16 protein-coding genes and 1 riboswitch are annotated in these 18454 nt (G+C 32.5%); of the genes, 15 read left to right on the plus strand and 1 reads right to left on the minus strand.

The genetic code is table 11. The features are described from left to right. Positions 1–185 precede the first annotated feature (185 nt). From DWZ69_RS00005 to rsmI, 6 genes are all read left to right on the plus strand, one after another. Positions 186–1955 carry an aminotransferase class I/II-fold pyridoxal phosphate-dependent enzyme gene (locus DWZ69_RS00005; protein ID WP_117999227.1) on the plus strand — a complete coding sequence of 590 codons (1770 nt, stop codon included), beginning with the start codon at positions 186–188 and terminating at the stop codon, positions 1953–1955. 224 nt (positions 1956–2179) lie between these two features. After that, a complete protein-coding gene (locus DWZ69_RS00010; protein WP_022164748.1) occupies positions 2180–2764 on the plus strand; it encodes a hypothetical protein in 585 nt (194 codons plus the stop codon). A 285-nt stretch (positions 2765–3049) separates the two neighbouring features. Next, the gene (locus tag DWZ69_RS00015; protein ID WP_117999228.1) at positions 3050–4060 is read left to right on the plus strand and encodes a DNA polymerase III subunit delta' C-terminal domain-containing protein; all 1011 of its coding nucleotides are present in this window, start codon (positions 3050–3052) and stop codon (positions 4058–4060) included. Further along, the gene (locus DWZ69_RS00020; RefSeq protein WP_117999229.1) at positions 4038–4931 is read left to right on the plus strand and encodes a stage 0 sporulation family protein; all 894 of its coding nucleotides are present in this window, start codon (positions 4038–4040) and stop codon (positions 4929–4931) included. Before DWZ69_RS00015 ends, DWZ69_RS00020 begins: the two co-directional genes overlap by 23 nt. A 19-nt stretch (positions 4932–4950) precedes the next feature. Further along, positions 4951–5709 carry a tRNA1(Val) (adenine(37)-N6)-methyltransferase gene (locus DWZ69_RS00025; protein WP_117999230.1) on the plus strand — a complete coding sequence of 253 codons (759 nt, stop codon included), beginning with the start codon at positions 4951–4953 and terminating at the stop codon, positions 5707–5709. Positions 5710–5712: 3 nt separating this feature from the next. After that, positions 5713–6552 (plus strand): 16S rRNA (cytidine(1402)-2'-O)-methyltransferase, encoded by an 840-nt coding sequence (gene rsmI, locus DWZ69_RS00030; protein ID WP_117999231.1) that lies wholly within the window; start codon positions 5713–5715, stop codon positions 6550–6552. A gap of 301 nt (positions 6553–6853) precedes the next feature. Here rsmI and DWZ69_RS00035 read toward each other — a convergent pair whose 3' ends face one another. Further along, positions 6854–7084, minus strand: a complete 231-nt coding sequence (locus DWZ69_RS00035) for a hypothetical protein (RefSeq protein WP_022164743.1) — start codon at positions 7082–7084, stop codon at positions 6854–6856. A 341-nt stretch (positions 7085–7425) separates the two neighbouring features. On the opposite strand from DWZ69_RS00035, the gene DWZ69_RS00040 reads away from it, so the two are divergent. The 9 genes from DWZ69_RS00040 (at position 7426) to DWZ69_RS00080 (ending at position 18359) form a co-directional block, all read left to right on the plus strand. Continuing rightward, positions 7426–8028: a nucleoside recognition domain-containing protein gene (locus DWZ69_RS00040; protein WP_117999232.1), complete on the plus strand. Its 603-nt coding sequence runs from the start codon at positions 7426–7428 to the stop codon at positions 8026–8028. Positions 8029–8150: 122 nt separating this feature from the next. Continuing rightward, positions 8151–8331: riboswitch (cobalamin riboswitch) on the plus strand. Between the two features lie 138 nt (positions 8332–8469). Then, entirely contained in the window at positions 8470–9543 is a 1074-nt protein-coding gene (locus DWZ69_RS00045) for a DUF4430 domain-containing protein (RefSeq protein ID WP_117999233.1), read from the plus strand. A gap of 221 nt (positions 9544–9764) precedes the next feature. Next, positions 9765–11708, plus strand: coding sequence for a DUF4430 domain-containing protein (locus DWZ69_RS00050; RefSeq protein WP_117999234.1), 1944 nt, complete (start codon positions 9765–9767; stop codon positions 11706–11708). Continuing rightward, positions 11708–12739 carry an energy-coupling factor transporter transmembrane component T gene (locus DWZ69_RS00055; RefSeq protein ID WP_117999235.1) on the plus strand — a complete coding sequence of 344 codons (1032 nt, stop codon included), beginning with the start codon at positions 11708–11710 and terminating at the stop codon, positions 12737–12739. Before DWZ69_RS00050 ends, DWZ69_RS00055 begins: the two co-directional genes overlap by 1 nt. After that, the gene (locus DWZ69_RS00060; RefSeq protein ID WP_117999236.1) at positions 12712–14400 is read left to right on the plus strand and encodes an ABC transporter ATP-binding protein; all 1689 of its coding nucleotides are present in this window, start codon (positions 12712–12714) and stop codon (positions 14398–14400) included. The genes DWZ69_RS00055 and DWZ69_RS00060 overlap by 28 nt, the downstream gene beginning before the upstream one ends. Then, complete coding sequence (locus DWZ69_RS00065; RefSeq protein WP_117999237.1) at positions 14397–15017, plus strand: ECF transporter S component; 621 nt, start codon at positions 14397–14399, stop codon at positions 15015–15017. The genes DWZ69_RS00060 and DWZ69_RS00065 overlap by 4 nt, the downstream gene beginning before the upstream one ends. 112 nt (positions 15018–15129) lie before the next feature. Continuing rightward, positions 15130–15864: an ATP-binding cassette domain-containing protein gene (locus DWZ69_RS00070; protein WP_118435513.1), complete on the plus strand. Its 735-nt coding sequence runs from the start codon at positions 15130–15132 to the stop codon at positions 15862–15864. After that, positions 15864–16790 carry a SufD family Fe-S cluster assembly protein gene (locus DWZ69_RS00075; RefSeq protein ID WP_117999239.1) on the plus strand — a complete coding sequence of 309 codons (927 nt, stop codon included), beginning with the start codon at positions 15864–15866 and terminating at the stop codon, positions 16788–16790. The genes DWZ69_RS00070 and DWZ69_RS00075 overlap by 1 nt, the downstream gene beginning before the upstream one ends. Before the next feature lie 234 nt (positions 16791–17024). Then, on the plus strand, positions 17025–18359 hold the full coding sequence (locus DWZ69_RS00080; RefSeq protein WP_118435517.1) for a cation:proton antiporter: 1335 nt from the start codon (positions 17025–17027) through the stop codon (positions 18357–18359). The last annotated feature ends 95 nt before the right edge of the window (positions 18360–18454 follow it).

Genomic DNA, 18454 nt, shown 5'->3' on the forward strand with positions numbered 1-18454 from the left:
GGGCATTTGTTATGTGAAACTGTAGATGTTACCCGGTAATGTCTACAGTTTTTTCTTTTATCATTTTTATTGTTTTAGAAATGTTTAGAAAAATTAGTTTATATGTTTTGGGGATGTTGTTAATGTATTTTTTGCATATTTTACTTTGCTAGTTACTTATTAGCATTTATGTTATAATCAAAGTTATGAGTAAAGAGAGTTTATATAGTAAATTAATTGAATATAGCAAAAATGGAAGATATCCATTGCATATGCCAGGACACAAGCGACAGAGAAAATTATTTGATTTTAATAAAGCGTTTGTCGGTGATGAAGATTCTTTTAATAAGTTAGTTAATAAGCCATTTGATAACTCGGTTAACGAGTTAAATGAAGATAAAGAAATAAGTGTATATGTTAATAACCAATATGATCCCTTTGATATAGACATAACAGAAATAAATGGTTTTGATGATTTGCATCATCCTGAGGGAATAATAAAAGCTGCTATGGAAAATGCTTCAGATTTTTTTGGAACAAGGGCTACATTTTTTCTTGTTAATGGAAGTTCATGTGGAATTTTATCTGCAATTACCGCGGTTACAAATATAGGCGATACTATTATTTTAGGGAGAAACTGTCACAAATCAGCTTATAATGCTGTTCAGCTAAGAAATTTGAATGTTGAATATGTGTATCCTGAAATAGTTGAAGGGTTTAATATAAGTGGTGGTTATAAACCGGAAGAAATTGAACAAAAATTTGTCGAAGCAGAAAAGAAAAATATAAAAGTTAAAGCTGTTGTAATAACAAGTCCAACTTATGAGGGTATAGTTTCTGATATTAAAAAAATTGCAGAAATTGTTCACGGACACAATAGCATTCTTATTGTTGATGAAGCACATGGTGCTCATATGATTTTAAGTGATGAGTTTCCTACTTCGGCTTATAAATTAGGGGCTGATATTGTTATAGAAAGTGCACACAAAACGCTTCCTGCAATGACACAGACAGCCTTTTTACATGTGCAGGGGGACAAAGTTTCAGTAAAAGATGTTCAGAGGATGTTATCGGTTTATCAGTCAAGTAGTCCATCTTATGTACTTATGTCCAGCCTTGACAAATGTATAAGAGAGTTATCAACAAAAGGGCAAAAAGATGCTAACGAAATGTTAATAACTCTAAAGAAATTCCATAATAGAGTTAAAAATTTTAAAGTATTAAAAGTGTTAGATCGTAGTATTATAGGAAAAAACAGTGTGTATGATTTTGATATTTCTAAAATTGTTATTTTTCTTAATATGAAGTTGAGGAGTATAGAAAAAGATAATGTAGAATTAAATATTACAAAACTAAATAATACCGTATCAAGCAATACCGTATTAAGTGATACTGTATTAAACAATACCGTATTAAGTGATACAGTATCAGATAAAGCAGAAATAAATAATGCTAAATTAGATAATGCCAAAACAAACAATACTGAATTAAGTACCGATAAAATAAATGAAACTTATGATGGAAAATATCTTGAGAGCATTTTAAGAGAAAAATATAATTTCGAAATAGAAATGTGTTCCAAAGATTATGTAATCGGTATGACTTCTATATGTGATAATATGGATGAGATATTAAGACTAGCTGATAATTTAGTGGAAATAGATAATTATATAGCTGATAAAATTAAAGATAAAAGTTTGTTAGAGCAAACAAATACTGAAATTTTATTAGAAAAAACGGAGCAGGTAATGACAATATATGAGGCATTATTATGCAAAAAAGAAAAAATAGATGTTTGTAATGCTGTAGGTCGGGTAAGTGCAGGATATGTGTATGTTTATCCGCCTGAGATACCAATTATTGTACCAGGGGATTTAATTACAAATCAAATGTTGAAAAAAATAATGGAATATAAAATGTCTAATTTAAATATAAAGGGAATTGATAATGAAAAAATTATTGTTATCAAAAGATAAATTTTTTATATTTACATTAATTATTAATTTATGTAAATATTTGATTATCTATTATAAATATTTAATTAATCATTATGAATAATTGATTAGTTACTGTAAATGATTAATTACTTATTATGAACATATAGTAGATATTAAAGGTTAGATAATGAATGTCAAAAATTCTATTATTATAATTATTAGGAATGGTATGGATTATAGTATGCCTGTAAGTTGGAGGAGATATGTCAAAAATATTTTTTGTATTGGGAAAAAGTTGTAGTGGAAAAGATACAATTTTTAGATATTTGAAAAATAATAAGGAATTAAATTTAAAAACAATTGTTGGTTACACAACAAGACCAATGAGAGAAGGGGAACAGGAGGGTGTGGAATATCATTTTGTTAGTAGGGAAAAACTTGCTGAATATAGAAAACAGGGAAAAATTATTGAGTGCAGAGATTATGATACTGTGTACGGAGTGTGGAGTTATTTCACATTAGATGACGGTCAAATTAATTTGGGTGCAGATAATTACATTTATATAGGAACTTTGGAGTCTTACAATGCCATGGTTAAGTATTATGGAAAAGATGTGGTGGTACCTATATATGTAGAAGTAGAAAATGGTGAAAGGTTAGAGCGTGCCATAAAAAGAGAGCGCTTGGAGAAAGAGCCAAAATACGCTGAACTTTGTAGAAGATTTCTTGCAGATGAGGAAGATTTTAAGGAAGAAAACATCAAAAATGCCGGTATTGAAAGAAGATACATGAATGATGATTTAGACAGATGTATTGCCGAGATTGTGGAAACAATTAATAAATTATGATATGATAAAAGTTAGGTTTGTGAATAATAAAGTCTTTGTTTGTAAGTTAAAGATTTTAGAGTTTATGTGAAAGAAAGACCGTAATCTGTAAGTTAAAGAATTTTAAAGTTTACGGAAAAAAAGACCGTAATCTGTAAGTTAAAGAATTTTAAAGTTTACGGAAAAAAAGACCGTAATCTGTAAGTTAAAGGATTTTAGAGTTTACAGGAAAAAAAGACTGTAATTTGCAGGTTAAAAGATTAGTAGTTTATAAATTATTAAATTTTGTTGGATATAAAGGATAGTATGGAGTCAGGAAGAATTTTAGGACAAAACCATATAGTAAAACACTTCGAAAATGCCATAAAGATAGGAAAGATTTCTCATGCTTACATTATTAATGGGGAAAAAGGCACAGGTAAGATGCAGCTTGCAGTGGATTTTGCAAAAGCATTGCAATGTGAGGAGTTTAATGGCAAAGCATGTGGGCATTGTAAGTCGTGTAAGCAGACAGATTCCAAGAATCAGCCGGACATAAAGTATGTTACTTATGAGAAATCCGGAATTGGTGTTGACGAAATAAGAGAACAAATTAATGATGATATAGATATTAAGCCATATAGTAGCAGGTACAAAATATATATTGTTGATGAAAGTGAAAAAATGACTGTGCAGGCACAGAATGCATTGCTTAAAACAATAGAGGAGCCGCCGGAATATGCAATAATAATTTTGTTGACTACAAATGCAGACACATTTTTGCCAACAATTTTGTCAAGATGTGTAGTTCTGAATATTAGACCGGTGAAAGAGGAATTAATTAAAAACAAGTTAATGTCGGAATATGGCATTGGTGCTTATGAGGCATCGATGGCAGCAGTTTTTAGTGGAGGTAACCCTGGAAAGGCAGTTGAACTGGCAACATCAGAAGATTTTAAGGATTTGAAAAATCATGTTGTTGGGGCATTGTTGTCGCTGGAAAAAGGTGGCATGGATATAATATCAAATAATGTAAAGGAAGCAGCATCTTTTAAGAAGCAGATTGATGAATATTTCAGTCTAATTAGAATATGGTTCAGAGATGTTTTATTATATAAGGCTTCAAAAAGTGATGATAAACTGGTATTTCAGGATGACTATAAGTTAATAGAAGAAATGTCAGAAAAAATAGATTATTATGGTATAAATATTATTTTACAACAGTTAGATAAGGCTCAGAGTAGAATAAAATCAAATGTTAATTTTGATGTAACAATGGAAGTCTTATTTTTAGCAATAAAAGAAAGGATGAATGATGGTAAAGGTAATAGGAGTTAGATTTAGACAGGCGGGAAAAATTTATAATTTTGATCCGCTGGATTTTAAAATAGAAGTTGGCAATCATGTAATTGTTGAGACAGCAAGAGGTATTGAATACGGAAAAGTTGTACAGAGTGTGCAGGAAAAAAACGAAGAAGACGTTATTATGCCTCTTAAACCTGTCATAAGAGTGGCAACTGAGGAAGATGACAAGATTGCCAAGCAAAATAAAGATAAGGAAAAGAAGGCCTTCTTTATTTGTAAAGAGAAGATTAAAAAACATGGTCTTGAAATGAAATTAATAGATACAGAATATACTTTTGATAATAATAAAGTATTGTTTTATTTTACTGCTGATGGACGAATTGACTTTAGAGAATTGGTTAAGGATTTAGCATCAGTGTTCAAAACAAGAATTGAACTTAGACAGGTTGGTGTAAGAGATGAGACAAAAATGCTTGGTGGTATTGGAATTTGTGGAAGACCACTTTGCTGTAGCACATATTTGTCAGAATTTATTCCGGTGTCAATAAAAATGGCGAAGGAACAGAATTTATCTCTTAATCCTACCAAAATATCAGGAATATGTGGAAGACTGATGTGTTGCCTAAAAAATGAGCAGGAAGCATACGAGTATTTGAATTCTAACTTACCAAATGTAGGTGAAACAGTTAAAACTTTTGATGGTTTAAAAGGAGAAGTTAAGAGTGTTAATGTTTTACGTCAGAAAGTTAAAATTGTTATTGAGCAAAATGACGAAAGAGAAGAACGTGAATATTCTGTTAATGAATTGAAATTTAAGCCAAAGAAAAAGAAATTTGAGTTAGCTTCTGATGAGTTAAAAGAATTAAAAGGTTTAGAAGATATGGAAGCTTCAAAGTTAGATTAGAAAAATCAAAAGGATAATTATGAATTTAGAAAAAGAAAATAATCTGTTTTTAAAAGAAGGGGAAAGGATAGATGACCTGGAGAGAAACGGATATAAAATAATTCAGGACAGAAAGCGCTTTTGTTTTGGCATGGATGCAGTTCTTTTGTCAGGCTTTGCCCAGGTTAAAGAAAACGAAAAAGTTTTGGATATGGGAACAGGCACAGGAATTATCCCAATATTGCTTGAGGCAAAAACTGTGGGTGAAGATTTTTATGCTTTGGAAATCCAGCAGGACAGTGCTGATATGGCAAAGAGAAGTGTAATTCTTAATCATTTAGAAGAAAAAGTACACATTGTTCAGGGTGACATAAAAGAGGCGTCGGTTATATTTAAGCCGGCTTCTTTTGATGTAGTAACATGCAATCCGCCTTATATGACAGAAAATCATGGGATTGAGAATTTTGAAGAGCCTAAGGCAATTGCAAGACATGAAATTAAATGTACTCTTGATGATGTTATAAGAGAGGCTGCCAAGGTTTTAAAACCCGGTGGAAGATTTTATATGGTTCACAGACCAAGACGTTTGGTAGAAATTATGAATCTTATGAGTGTGTACAAAATCGAACCTAAACGACTTAGAATGGTACATCCTTTTAAGGATAAAGACGCAAACATGCTTTTAATTGAAGGACATAGAGGACGCAAGTCCATGATGAAAGTGGAAGCACCACTAATTGTCTACAAAGAACAGGGTGTGTATACAGACGAAATTTTAGAAATATATGGAAAAAGGTAAATTATGGCAGGAAAGTTATTTTTATGTGCGACACCAATAGGAAATCTGGAAGATATTACTTATAGAGTAGTTAGAACACTAAAAGAGGTTGATTTAATTGGTGCAGAGGATACAAGAAACAGTATAAAATTGTTAAATCATTTTGATATAAAAACGCCAATGACAAGTTATCATGAATTTAATAAATATGATAAAGCAAAGGTGTTGGTTCAGGATATGTTACAGGGAAAAAACATTGCATTAATAACTGATGCAGGAACTCCGGGAATATCTGATCCTGGGGAAGAACTTGTAAGACAGTGCTATGAAGCAGGAATAGAAGTAACTTCTCTTCCAGGAGCTGCAGCATGCATAACAGCACTTACCATGTCAGGTCAGAAAACAAGACGTTTTGTTTTTGAGGCATTTTTGCCAAAGGATAAAAAAGAAAAGCAACAGGTACTTGAAAGTTTAAAAAATGAAGTGCGAACTACTATTATTTACGAAGCACCTCATCGTTTAGTTAAAACTTTAAAGGAACTGGAAAAAACAATAGGCAACAGACCGCTGACTATTTGTAGAGAGTTGACAAAGAAATACGAGGAAGCTTTTCAGACAACTATCAGTGAGGCAATTGAATATTATGACAGCAAGGAGCCAAAAGGAGAGTATGTTTTAGTAATTGCAGGAAAGCCAATGGAAGAAATTCAGGCTGAAAAAAGAGAACAGTGGGAATTAATGACTATTGAGGAACACGTTCAATTCTATATGAATCAGGATATGGACAAAAAGACTGCAATGAAAATGGTTGCAAAGGACAGGGGCGTTTCAAAAAGAGACATTTATAATGAGCTTATTAAATAATAAAAATTTATTAAGCGACGAAAGTTTGTGGAGAAGATGGATCTGACTGATTTATATTCCCATTAAAAAGTGCGTAAATTTTAAACTTTTAAAACAGATTAACAAACCTCTATGGGGGCTTTATTTAAGTGCACCTTTTTTCTGAAGACAAAAGAAAAAAGGCGCACTATTATTTTGGGGAAAACAATAAAATATGGTCAAAAAAGGTACTGTGCCCTAACGATTATAAATGGTTAGAGCGACAGCCCCTTTTTTTGGGGGGGGTGTGCGACCTGTTGTCGCTATATGAATTGATTTCTAATTAACAAAGATAATTTTTTAATGATTTTGTGATTTCATCACAATTGTCGTTAGCATGAATGTTAAGTTGTAAAGGTTTTGACAAATCAAAGGCGAATATCCCCATAATTGATTTTGCATCAACATAATTGCGTCCTGATACCAAGTCAAAATCATTTTCATACTTAACAATATCATTAACGAAAGACTTAACTTTCTCGATTGAGTTCAAGTTAACTGTAACTGTTTTCATTGCAAATACCTCCTTTAAAAACTGTCACTACTTGAATGGCACAGTTTCATCCCTCATTCGACATACAATACTAATGCCTAAAACAAATTAAGTCAAGAAAAAGAAAAGGGCAAAAATAACCAAAGTTTATACATTAATATATGAAAAAAATATCGTATTTTTATAGAAAAATCGGAAAGGTTTCCAATAATCTGTAAAAAAATTAGACAAAGTAATTTAATCGTTTTTATAAAATAGCAAAATGTACTATATTTTAGGCAAAAATCACTGTTGAAAAAAAATTCGTTCATATAAGAACAAAATCCTTAATATTATGTGTAAATAGGCAAAAAGAGCGGAAAATGTTAAATTATATTTGGACTTTTATGATTATAGTTGGTGTGGTTTATGGTGTGATAACAGGTAATATTGATAAGGTTGGCAACGGAGCAGTAATGTGGGCTGAGGAAGCTGTGAAAATATCAATAACAATGTTGGGGATAATGAGCATGTGGATGGGCTTTATGAATATAGCTGAGAAATCAGGCTTAGTCAAAAAATGTGAAAAAGCAATTAATCCACTTATAAATTGGTTGTTTCCCAATTTGCCATGTAACCATAGTGCAAGACCACACATAATTACAAATATAATTGCAAATGTTTTAGGTTTGGGCTGGGCGGCAACACCGGCTGGCTTAAAAGCTATGGAAGAATTAGCAAAAAATCCAATACCACAAAAGGGAAAAATAATAGAAAGTCATATTTCCACCAACGAGATGTGTACATTTTTAGTATTAAATATCTCATCATTACAATTAATTCCTGTTAGTATGATAGCATACAGAAGCCAGTATAATTCTCACAACCCAGGAGCTATTGTTGCACCAGCAATTATTGCAACCACAATAAGTACCCTGGCAGGAGTGAGTTTTTGCAAAATTATGTGCAGGAGAGTAAGAAAATAAAATAAATAATATTAGTGTTTGACACTGTAAAGCCATTAGTATAGAATGAGTGTGTCAATAAAATAAAAATAGTTATGGTCTGGATATATTTTAATTAATTACAATTAAAAAAAATTACATAAATTTAATGGTTGTATGTGAATATTAAAATTATTTAGTTTAAGGGAAGTCCGGTGAGAATCCGGCACAGTCTTTCTCTACTGTATAAGGGACGAAATAAGCATTATGTCACGGATGATTTCTGGAAGGCGCTTAGAATAGGATGAACTTGAGTCAGGATACGTCAACATAACCAGCTGGAAATCGTAAGCAAGGCGAGTAGGAGTATATATGGCCCATAAGGGTTTTTTTGTCTTGCTTTTTAAGCAGGACTTTTTCTAATTTTAGAGAAATTTTATACTTGATTTCTGAATAAATTTATATTGACAAAAGGAGGATAAAATGAACAAAGTAACAAAGAAGATTTTAACTTTGTTAATGGCAGTAACATTAGTTGTTGGTATGTTTACTACAACATATGCCAATGAAACAAAGAAAATTAACGTAACATTTGCTATTGAAAGATTTACAATTGGACAGGGCTTTTTAGTTGAACCGGTTACAGTTCAGGTAAACGAAGGGGCAGCAGCTAAGGATGTTTTAGAAGAAGTTGCCAAGGAAAAGAATTTAACAATTAATTTATCATCTTATGGATATTACATTGATTCAATCAGTTATGCAGATACAGGCGTTATTAATATTCCTGAAAGTATTCAGAAGATGCCAAGTATTGATGTTGACTATGGTTATGGAAATCAGCATTATGATGCTCCAACAAATACAAGTACAAATGCGTTATTTACAGATGACCAGAAGTTAGGTTCAGGTTCATATAGTAGTTTAGCAGGTTGGATGTATACAGTTAATAATGTTGCACCTGATGTGGCAATGGATTCACAGCCTGTAAAAGATGGAGATGTTATCAGACTTCAGTTTAGCGTTTATGCAGGTGGAGCTGATTTAGGTTTTGTAAGTTACTATGAAAATATCGAAAGTGCGAAACTTCCAAATAAAGATGCACTTACTAAATTAGTAGCTAATACACCAGACAACCCTCAGGTAGTAGCAAAGGCAGAAGCTATTAAGGTTCTTGCAAATTATGATGCAACTCAGGAAGATGTAGATGCTGCATACACAAACTTAGAAAAAGTGCAGGTAACTACAGCAGAACCTACAACAACACAAAAGACAACTTTAAAAAAAGCAAGTATTAAGTCTTTAAAGAATGTTAAGGGTAAAAAGGTTAAAATTAAAATTAATAAGGTAACAGGTGCAAAAGGTTATCAGATTAAATATGCAACAAATAAAAAATTCAAAAACTGTAAATACAAAAACACAAAGAAAACAACATATACACTTACTAAGCTAAAGAAAAAATCAAAATGCTATGTAAAGGTTAGAGCTTACAAGAAGTCAGGAAACCAGAAAGTATATGGTAAATGGAGTAGTCCAAAATCAGTTAAGATAAAAAAATAGCAGGAAGATTGTCGCAGTAGATTTTTTATAAATTTGCTGCGATAATTTTTAATGTAATAATAAATTCTTTCAGAATTTCTTATTACATTAAAACGTTTCACTAGGAATGCACCCTGGCGCGAAAGGAAAAATGTTGCGCGGCAACACGCACTCGGTGCGAAGAATGCCGCAAGTAACATTCTTTTATAATAGAAATCTCAACAAAGATAAAGGTGTAGAAGATGAGAGAAAAAGTTTTAAGTACAATAAAAAAATTAATATTTATGTTTTTAATAATGTTGTGTGTTGTATCACAATCTACTTCTACACAATGTAAAACAGTATTAAATAAGAAACAAACGGAAAGCTATTTACAGAAAATTTCCAAATATGAAATGTCTACAATTCAAAATCCCCAGTACGGAAGTATAGGTGGCGAATGGTTGATGATTGGATTGGCACGTTTTGAAAAAGTTCCGTCATCTTATGTAGAAATTTATTTAAACAATTTAAAAGAATATGTGAAAAAGTGCGATGGAGTTTTATCAACAAGAAAATACACAGAGTATTCGAGAGTTGTTTTAGCTTTAACTTCATTAGGTATTGATCCTGAAAATTTTGAAGGCTATGACTTATTAAAATCTTTGGCAGAATTTGATAATGTAAACAAGCTTGGAATCAATGGACCAACTTATGCATTAATAGCTTTAGACAGTGGAGATTATGCAATTCCTGAACCGGCAAAAAGTTATGATGGAAAAGTTACAACAAGAGAAAAATTGGTTGGTTTACTTGTAAATGCACAAAACGACGATGGCGGTTGGTCATATATGGGTGGCAAGTCAGATGTTGATGTGACAGCCATGGCAATGCAGGCGTTGGCAAATTATAAGAAACAAAGTAAGGTGGAAAAAGCATTAGAAAAAGGAATTGAATACCTGTCCAAAAAGCAGAATAAAACAGGGGCTTATTCCACATCTAATAGTGAAAACTGTGAAAGTACAGCACAGGTTTTAACAGCAATGTCAATGCTTAATATTAGCGTAAAAGACAGTAGATTTATAAAAAATAGAAATACAGTATTAGACGGTTTGTTGCAATTTTATTCAAATGGTGCCTTTAAGCACACTAAGGATACTTTTGTAAATCAAATGGCAACAGAACAGGGCATGTATGGACTTGTTGCGTACTACAGGAATTTAGCTGACGACAGTAATCTGTATGATATGGGTGATGCCAAAAAGAATAATAATTATGGCACAGATAAGAAAACTAATAAAAAATCTTATGAAAAAAAGGGCAGTAAAACATCAGAAAATAAAAAGAAAAATAGCCTAGGTAATACTACAGACAATAGCACAGGTAGCAAGTCAAATAATAATAGTGTAAGTTCCGGAAATAGCAAAAAATCAAATGCATCAGTGAATTCAAATAAGAATATTTCAGGCACAAATAGTGATACGAAAAACAAGTCAAAAAATAGTAAAAGCAAAAAAAGTAACAACAATAAAGATAACAATAACAAAATTAGTAATATAGAAGATTCAGGAAATACAGCAGAATCCGTAAATGTATCAGAGAATGAAGCCCACAAAGCTATAAATCAGAAACAGAAAGAAAAATCCGTAAAAAATTGTATAATACTAATTTTAATAATTGCTGCATTAGCGACAGCTACAGGTATAGGAATTTTTGTAAGAAAGAAAAAGAAAACTACTAAGCTAACAATGGTTGCATTAGTTTTGTTAGTTACAGTAACAATGTCAGGTTGTGGTAAAAGTAATGCACCACAAAAGGAAGCCGGAAACTGCACCATTTTGGTAGAGTGTTCAACAATTTATGACAACTTAAAAGATTTAGACAAAGGGTTGAAAAATCATATACCAAAAGACGGCATTATATTAAAAAGTCAGAAAGTAAAATTTTATGAAAAAGATACTGTTTACGATGTTCTTAAAAGACAGCTTGATAAAAACAGCATTCTTATGGAGGCATCTTTTACGGGAAAAAGTGCGTATGTAGAGGGCATTGATAATATTTATGAGTTCTCCTGCGGGAAGAAATCAGGTTGGATGTACAGTGTAAATGACAAATATCCACAGGTAAGTTGTAGTGAGTACACTGTAAAAGATGGCGATGTAATAAAGTGGCGATACACATGTGATTTAGGCGAGGATGTAAAATAGTGACAGATGAATTTTCAAGATACCACCCAGTTGTAAATTTAATATTTTATTTACTTGTATTAGGAACAACAATGTTTCAAATGAGTGTAGGGTTAGTTTTTATTTCTCTTTTTTCGGCAGTAGTCTATTATTTTATGCTGAAAAAAACAGAGGGATTAAAGTATTGCGCAGTAGTTGTAGGTATAATTATTGTCTCTGCAATTATAAACCCATTGTTTTCTCATAAAGGTGGAACGTTGTTGTTTTATCTGTTTACGGGAAATCCTGTAACTTTGGAATCTATTATTTACGGATTAATATCTGCAATTATAATAGGGGCAATGTTGTTGTGGTTTTCAACTTTTAATCAGGTAATGGGCGTGGAAAGAATCTTAGGTGCAATAGGAAAAGTGCTACCAAACGTGTCTCTTTTAATAACCATGATAATGAGATTTATACCCCAGTATACAAGGCACCAACGTAAAGTTTCAATGGTAAATAAAGTCAATAAAAGAAATTATGACGAGAAAATAAATCTTTTAAATAGAGAAAAAACTGAAAAAGAAAATGTTATAGAAGCACGCAAAAGACAAAAAAAGAAAAGTGGTATAGAAGCACATATAGGACAAAAAAAGAAAAATTATATAGAGGCATGCAAAAAACAAAAAAAGAAAAATGGTATAGATAAGATAATTGATAGCATAAAAGAAGGCAGCAGAACTTTCTCAATAACCACCACCTGGGCGTTGGAAAATTCAATTTACACAGCGGACTCCATGAAAGCAAGGGGGTTTGGAACAGGAAGAAGAACAAATTACAGCAATTATAAATTTCAAAAAAGAGATTATTTGCTAATGGGCTGGCTGGTAATTTTATGGTTGGTTGTTGTTTTTTCATTAGAGAGAGAAAAAGTTTACACTTACTATTATCCTTTTATACAAGTAAAGAATAATATGGTTGTGTATTTGATGTACGGTTTGTTGTGCTTGACACCTGTATTAATTAACGTAAAGGAGGAAATAAGATGGCTCATATTGAAATCAAGAATTTAAGTTTTAAATACAAGACCTCAGAAAAAAATAGTTTGTCAGATGTTTCCTTTACAATTAATAAGGGGGATTTTGTTGTATTATGTGGAAAATCAGGTTGTGGAAAAACAACATTGCTTAAATGTTTAAAGCCTAATATTATGCCGGCTGGAAAAACTGAAGGCGAAATATTGTTAGAGAGTAGAAACATAGAAAGTTTAACTGACAGAGAGCAGGCAAAAAAAATAGGTTTTGTAATGCAAAATCCTGAATATCAGATTGTCACAGACAAAGTTTGGCATGAACTGGCATTTGGCTTGGAGAGTATGGGTGAAAAGAACGAAATTATAAGAAGTAAAGTGGCAGAAATTGCTGAATATTTTGACATAACTGATTTGTATAATGAGAATACAGACAACCTTTCAGGGGGTCAGAAGCAGCTTGTAAACCTTGCAGCTGTAATGATAATGAATCCTGAAATTTTGGTGTTGGATGAACCGACATCTCAATTAGATCCAATTGCAGCAGAACGGTTTATGGATATTGTAAGCAAAATTAACGAAGATTTTGGAATTACAGTTATTATTTCAGAACATAGACTGGATTATCTTCTTAAATATGCAAACAAATTAGTTGTTATGGAAGAGGGCAAGTTAGTACAGTGCGGTTGTCCACAGGAGGTTTTAAGGGAAGCGTTGAATATGGAAGTAAGTCCTTTAATGCCAATACCAAGTAGGATTTTTAATGGGCATAACGGCGCAGGTCAAATTCCTATATCCACGAAAGAGGGAAGAAGCTGGCTTATAAATTATATAAGTGACAGTAAAGATGAGTCATTTTTTTCAAAAAGAAATTTTGCTGAAAAAAAATCCAGTGAATATAAATCTTACAAAAAAGATGAAAATTTGAGTGAATGTAAATCTTATAAAAAAGATGAAGATTTAAATGAAAGGAAATCTTTAAATTTGGGATTCCCTACATCATATAACAATGAAAAGAATATGAGTGTAGTTAACGTGAAAGACGTGTGGTTTAGATACGAAAAAATGAGCAGAGATATTATAAAAGGTCTAAATCTGCATATAAATAAAGGAGAAATATTCTCAGTTATTGGTGGTAACGGAACAGGAAAAACAACTACAACAATGTTGCTTAGTGGTATTCTTAAACCTTACAGGGGCAAAATCAAGGTGAGGGGTAAAATAGGATTCTTGCCACAGGACGTGCAAATTCTCTTTGAACAGGAATCTGTAATGGAAGAATTGAAAAAAGTGGACAAGTCATTGATTGAAAAAATGAACTTGCAAAAGCTTCTAAATATGCACCCTTATGATTTAAGTGGTGGGGAGCAGCAGAAGGTTGCCTTGGCTAAAGTCCTTGGAGAAAAGCCGGCTGTTTTGTTATTGGATGAGCCTACAAAGGGAATCGACAATATTTACAAAGAACAACTGGGAATTCTATTAAGGGATTTGGCTGAAAATGGAAAAACAATTATTTTAGTAAGCCACGATTTAGATTTTTGTGGAGAGTATTCAGACAGATGTGGCTTGTTTGCTCAGGGAAGTTTAATTAGTGAGGACACTGCCAGAGAATTTTTTCTGAACAATAGATTTTATACTACTACAATTGCAAAATTAGCAAGGGGGATTATTGATGGTGCATACAAAATGGAGGACATGTTATGATAAGACATTATTACATAGTATCCATACTTATAATTGTGGCGGCAATTGGAATTTTTGTGTGGTCATTTGAAAAAAGAAAACCCAAAACAAGAGAAATAGTAACCCTTGGTGTTCTAACAGGCATGGCGATTGTGGGTAGGGTTATATTTTTTATGACACCACAATTTAAACCATGCGCAGCCATAATAATAATTACAGGAATTATGCTGGGTAAACAATCAGGATTTTTATGTGGCTGTTTAACTGCGTTTATTTCAGACTTCTTTTTCGGTCAGGGACCATGGACCCCTTGGCAGATGATTGCTTTTGGTTTAATAGGTGTACTTTCGGCAATTGTATTTAGTGGAAAAAGACAAAAGCATGCAGAAAAAAGAGTTCTAATTAGTATATATGGTTTTTTTGTAACATTTGTGCTGTACGGACTAATTCTTGATACGGCCACAGTTGTTATGTACACAGACAAGCCAAGGTTGTCTACGTTTCTGGCAACTTACGGTGCAGGTATATTTTTTAACTTTGTACATGGTTTATCCACTTTTGTTTTCCTAATGATTTTGTCTCAGGAAATGTTTAGAAAAATAAAAAGAATAAAAGTTAAATTCGATATGTTTAGTTAGGTAGTATATAAAAATATTTTAAATTGGCAACTTAAATAAAAGTTTAATTTAACATATATGATAAATATGTTATAATGAGCTGTAAAAAATAATAAGAAGAGAGGTATAAATTGTGCTTAAAGCAGAAAATTTATCACTTTATGTAGATGATGAAGGGGAAGAAAAGTGTCTCCTTAATGATATTTCATTTCAGGTTGATGATGGGGAAATGCTTGTTATTACAGGTCCAAACGGAGGTGGAAAGTCCACTTTAGCCAAAACATTAATGGGTATTAACCATTTGAATAGTGGAAAAATTATATTAGACGGTGAGGATATAACAGATTTTGACATTAATCATAGGGCAAATGCAGGAATCGGCTATGCATTTCAGCAACCACCAAGATTTAAAGGTATGACAGTTTTAAGACTTTTAAAACTTGCGTCAGGAGAAAATCTTTCAGATGAAGAATGTTGTAATCTATTGAAAGCCGTTGGCCTTTGTGCAAAGGATTATATTCACAGACAGATAGACGGAACACTTTCAGGTGGAGAGATGAAGAGAATTGAGATTGCATCTGTGCTGGCTAAGGAACACTCACTTTGCATTTTCGATGAACCGGAGGCAGGAATTGATTTGTGGAGTTTCTCAATGCTTATACACAAGTTTGAAGAAATCCATACAGAGAAAAAACAAAGTCTTATTGTAATTTCACATCAGGAAAAAATTATCAATATGGCAGATAAAATTATGATTATTGATAATGGAAAGATTAAAAAAATAGGCACTAAAGATGAGGTTCTACCATATCTTACCGGTGTGCAGGAATGTCATAAATGTGCAGAAGAATTGGAGGGAAGAGCGTAATGGTGAAGCTTAACAATGTAACTGAAGAAGTTTTAAATGTTATTAACGATAATGAATTTAGCCAAAGCGGTGCCTTCAATCTTAGAGAAAATGGCGTATCCATTTGTCATGGAGACAGTGAACATATTAAGATTAGAAAAAAAGAAGACAATCCGGGAATAAACATTTATATTGACGGAAAAACAAACGGTGAATCAGTATATATACCGGTGGTTGTTAGTGTTTCAGGTATGATTGATCTTGTTTATAATGATTTTTACATTGAAGATGGGGCAAACGTAAACATAATTGCCGGCTGTGGAATTCATAATAGTGGTTGCAATGAAAGCAGACATGATGGTGTTCATACTTTTCACGTTGGAAAAAATGCAAATGTACGATACGTGGAGAAACACTATGGCGAAGGTAATGGAACAGGCGCAAGAGTTTTAAATCCTGTTACAAATATCATTGTGGGAGATAATTCTGTTTTTACTTTGGATACAGCGCAGATTGAGGGTGTAGATTCAACTGTTAGAGAGACAAATGTTGAACTTGGAAAAGAAGCCAAGCTATATGTAACTGAGCGTCTTATGACAAGTGGCGAGCAGAAGGCAGAGTCAAATATTGAAGTTCAGCTTAACGGCGAAAACAGTTCGGCACAGATAGTTTCAAGATCCGTTGGAAAAGGAAATTCAGTACAGACATTCCATCCAAATGCCATTGGAAATAACAAATGTCAGGCCCATATACAGTGTGATTCAATTATTATGGACAAGGCTGAGGTTGGTTCAATACCGGAAATTAGAGCAAAAAACATAGATGCGGCAATTATTCATGAAGCTGCAATAGGAAGAATTAATGATGAACAGCTTCTTAAGTTAAGAACATTAGGTTTAACAGAGGAAGAGGCTGAAGCAGTTATTATACAAAACTTTTTAAATTAAAAAATATAGTGTCCAAAGGTCATAACCCAAATTGTGTAAAAACAGGTGGAGTTATGACCTTTTAATGTTGTAGTTTTGATTACAGAGATTGTTATGTGTTACGCACTTTTATAAACCCACAAAAATCTTAAATTTATTAGTTGAATTTACTAAAATAAGGTGTTATTATGATTCAGGTTGTAAAATAAATTTTACATAACTATATTCTAAATACATAGAAAAGAGGTCGTGAAAATGGAAGAATATGGATATCTATGGCAACTTGCTTTAATATTAGCAAGCACTAAACTTTTTGGTTTGGTAACAAAGAGATTCAAAATGCCACAAGTAGTAGGCGCGTTATTAGCAGGACTTATTTTAGGACCGGCAATTTTAGGTAACTTGTTAAATGGTGTTATGGTTGGGGGACACGATTTAGGTGCTTTAACATTATATCAAACACCATTTATTGATCATATGGCAGAAATAGGCGTAATCGTTCTTATGTTCTGTGCAGGTCTTGAAACTGATATTAACGAATTAAAGAAATGCGGTTTAGCATCATTTGTAATAGCAGTTTTAGGCGTAATCGTACCATTAATTGGTGGTGGATTATTTACTTATTGGTTCTTAGAAGCAGGATGGATTGAACCTGCAAAGGCATCATCATTATTTATGCAGGCTGTTTTCGTAGGTGTAATTCTTACTGCAACATCAGTTAGTATTACAGTTGAAACATTGCAGGAAATGGGCAAGTTAAAAACAGCTTCAGGTAATGCAATTTTAGGTGCAGCTATTATTGATGATATTTTAGGTATCATTGCACTTACAATTGTAATCAGTTTAGGTGGAAAAAGTGGAAAAGGTGCAGAAACAACACCACTTGAAATCGTATTGTTAAAAATAGTATTATTCTTTGTATTTGTTGCTGTATTTGGATTTATTATTTACAAATTATACAAGAAATGGTGTGAACATGACGGAAAAGGAATGCACAGACATGCTATCATGGCATTTGTAATCTGTCTTCTTATGTCATTTGCAGCAGAATATTTCTTTGGCGTTGCAGATATTACAGGAGCTTTCTTTGCAGGTGTAATTATCTCAATGACACAGAAGGACCAGTTCATTGCATCAAAATTTGATGTTGTAGCATATATGCTTTTAAGCCCAATATTCTTTGCAAGTATCGGTCTTAAGGTAGATGGTAAGGCAGTTGCAAGCATGGGAATTTTAATTGTTGTATATGCAATTGTGTTAACAATTATTGCCATTATTACAAAAATTATGGGTTGCGGACTTGGTGCAAAAGTATGTGGATACAAGAACTACCAGTGTTTAAGAATTGGTGTTGGTATGGTATCCAGAGGTGAAGTTGCATTAATCGTTGCAAACAAAGGTATTGAGGCAGGACTTATGAGTTCTGAGTTAGTAGCACCGGTAATTATCGTGGTTATTGCTACAACAATTATTACACCTATTGTACTTAAACCTGTATTCTTAAAGACAGGTCAGGATGTTGTAACTGAAAGTAAGTTAGTTGAAAACATTGAAAACAGAGATAAGTACAACAGACCAATAGAAGGTTAAAAAATTTAATAAATACAAGTTATATACCTCTTTATCGGATGCCCGGTAAAGAGGTTTTCCTTTTTTGTTCTCGAATAAAATTTCTATGCATAGAT

Origin of the sequence: Eubacterium sp. AF34-35BH (assembly GCF_003477765.1) — a bacterium.
Taxonomy (GTDB): domain Bacteria; phylum Bacillota; class Clostridia; order Lachnospirales; family Lachnospiraceae; genus Eubacterium_G.

Excerpts from the sequence above, each read along its gene's own strand:
- DWZ69_RS00005 (WP_117999227.1), top strand. The coding sequence starts at position 186 with ATGAGTAAAGAGAGTTTATATAGTAAATTAATTGAATATAGCAAAAAT.
- DWZ69_RS00010 (WP_022164748.1), top strand. The coding sequence starts at position 2,180 with ATGTCAAAAATATTTTTTGTATTGGGAAAAAGTTGTAGTGGAAAAGAT.
- DWZ69_RS00015 (WP_117999228.1), top strand. The coding sequence starts at position 3,050 with ATGGAGTCAGGAAGAATTTTAGGACAAAACCATATAGTAAAACACTTC.
- DWZ69_RS00020 (WP_117999229.1), top strand. The coding sequence starts at position 4,038 with ATGGTAAAGGTAATAGGAGTTAGATTTAGACAGGCGGGAAAAATTTAT.
- DWZ69_RS00025 (WP_117999230.1), top strand. The coding sequence starts at position 4,951 with ATGAATTTAGAAAAAGAAAATAATCTGTTTTTAAAAGAAGGGGAAAGG.
- rsmI (WP_117999231.1), top strand. The coding sequence starts at position 5,713 with ATGGCAGGAAAGTTATTTTTATGTGCGACACCAATAGGAAATCTGGAA.
- DWZ69_RS00035 (WP_022164743.1), bottom strand. The coding sequence starts at position 7,084 with ATGAAAACAGTTACAGTTAACTTGAACTCAATCGAGAAAGTTAAGTCT.
- DWZ69_RS00040 (WP_117999232.1), top strand. The coding sequence starts at position 7,426 with ATGTTAAATTATATTTGGACTTTTATGATTATAGTTGGTGTGGTTTAT.
- DWZ69_RS00045 (WP_117999233.1), top strand. The coding sequence starts at position 8,470 with ATGAACAAAGTAACAAAGAAGATTTTAACTTTGTTAATGGCAGTAACA.
- DWZ69_RS00050 (WP_117999234.1), top strand. The coding sequence starts at position 9,765 with ATGAGAGAAAAAGTTTTAAGTACAATAAAAAAATTAATATTTATGTTT.
- DWZ69_RS00060 (WP_117999236.1), top strand. The coding sequence starts at position 12,712 with ATGGCTCATATTGAAATCAAGAATTTAAGTTTTAAATACAAGACCTCA.
- DWZ69_RS00065 (WP_117999237.1), top strand. The coding sequence starts at position 14,397 with ATGATAAGACATTATTACATAGTATCCATACTTATAATTGTGGCGGCA.
- DWZ69_RS00075 (WP_117999239.1), top strand. The coding sequence starts at position 15,864 with ATGGTGAAGCTTAACAATGTAACTGAAGAAGTTTTAAATGTTATTAAC.
- DWZ69_RS00080 (WP_118435517.1), top strand. The coding sequence starts at position 17,025 with ATGGAAGAATATGGATATCTATGGCAACTTGCTTTAATATTAGCAAGC.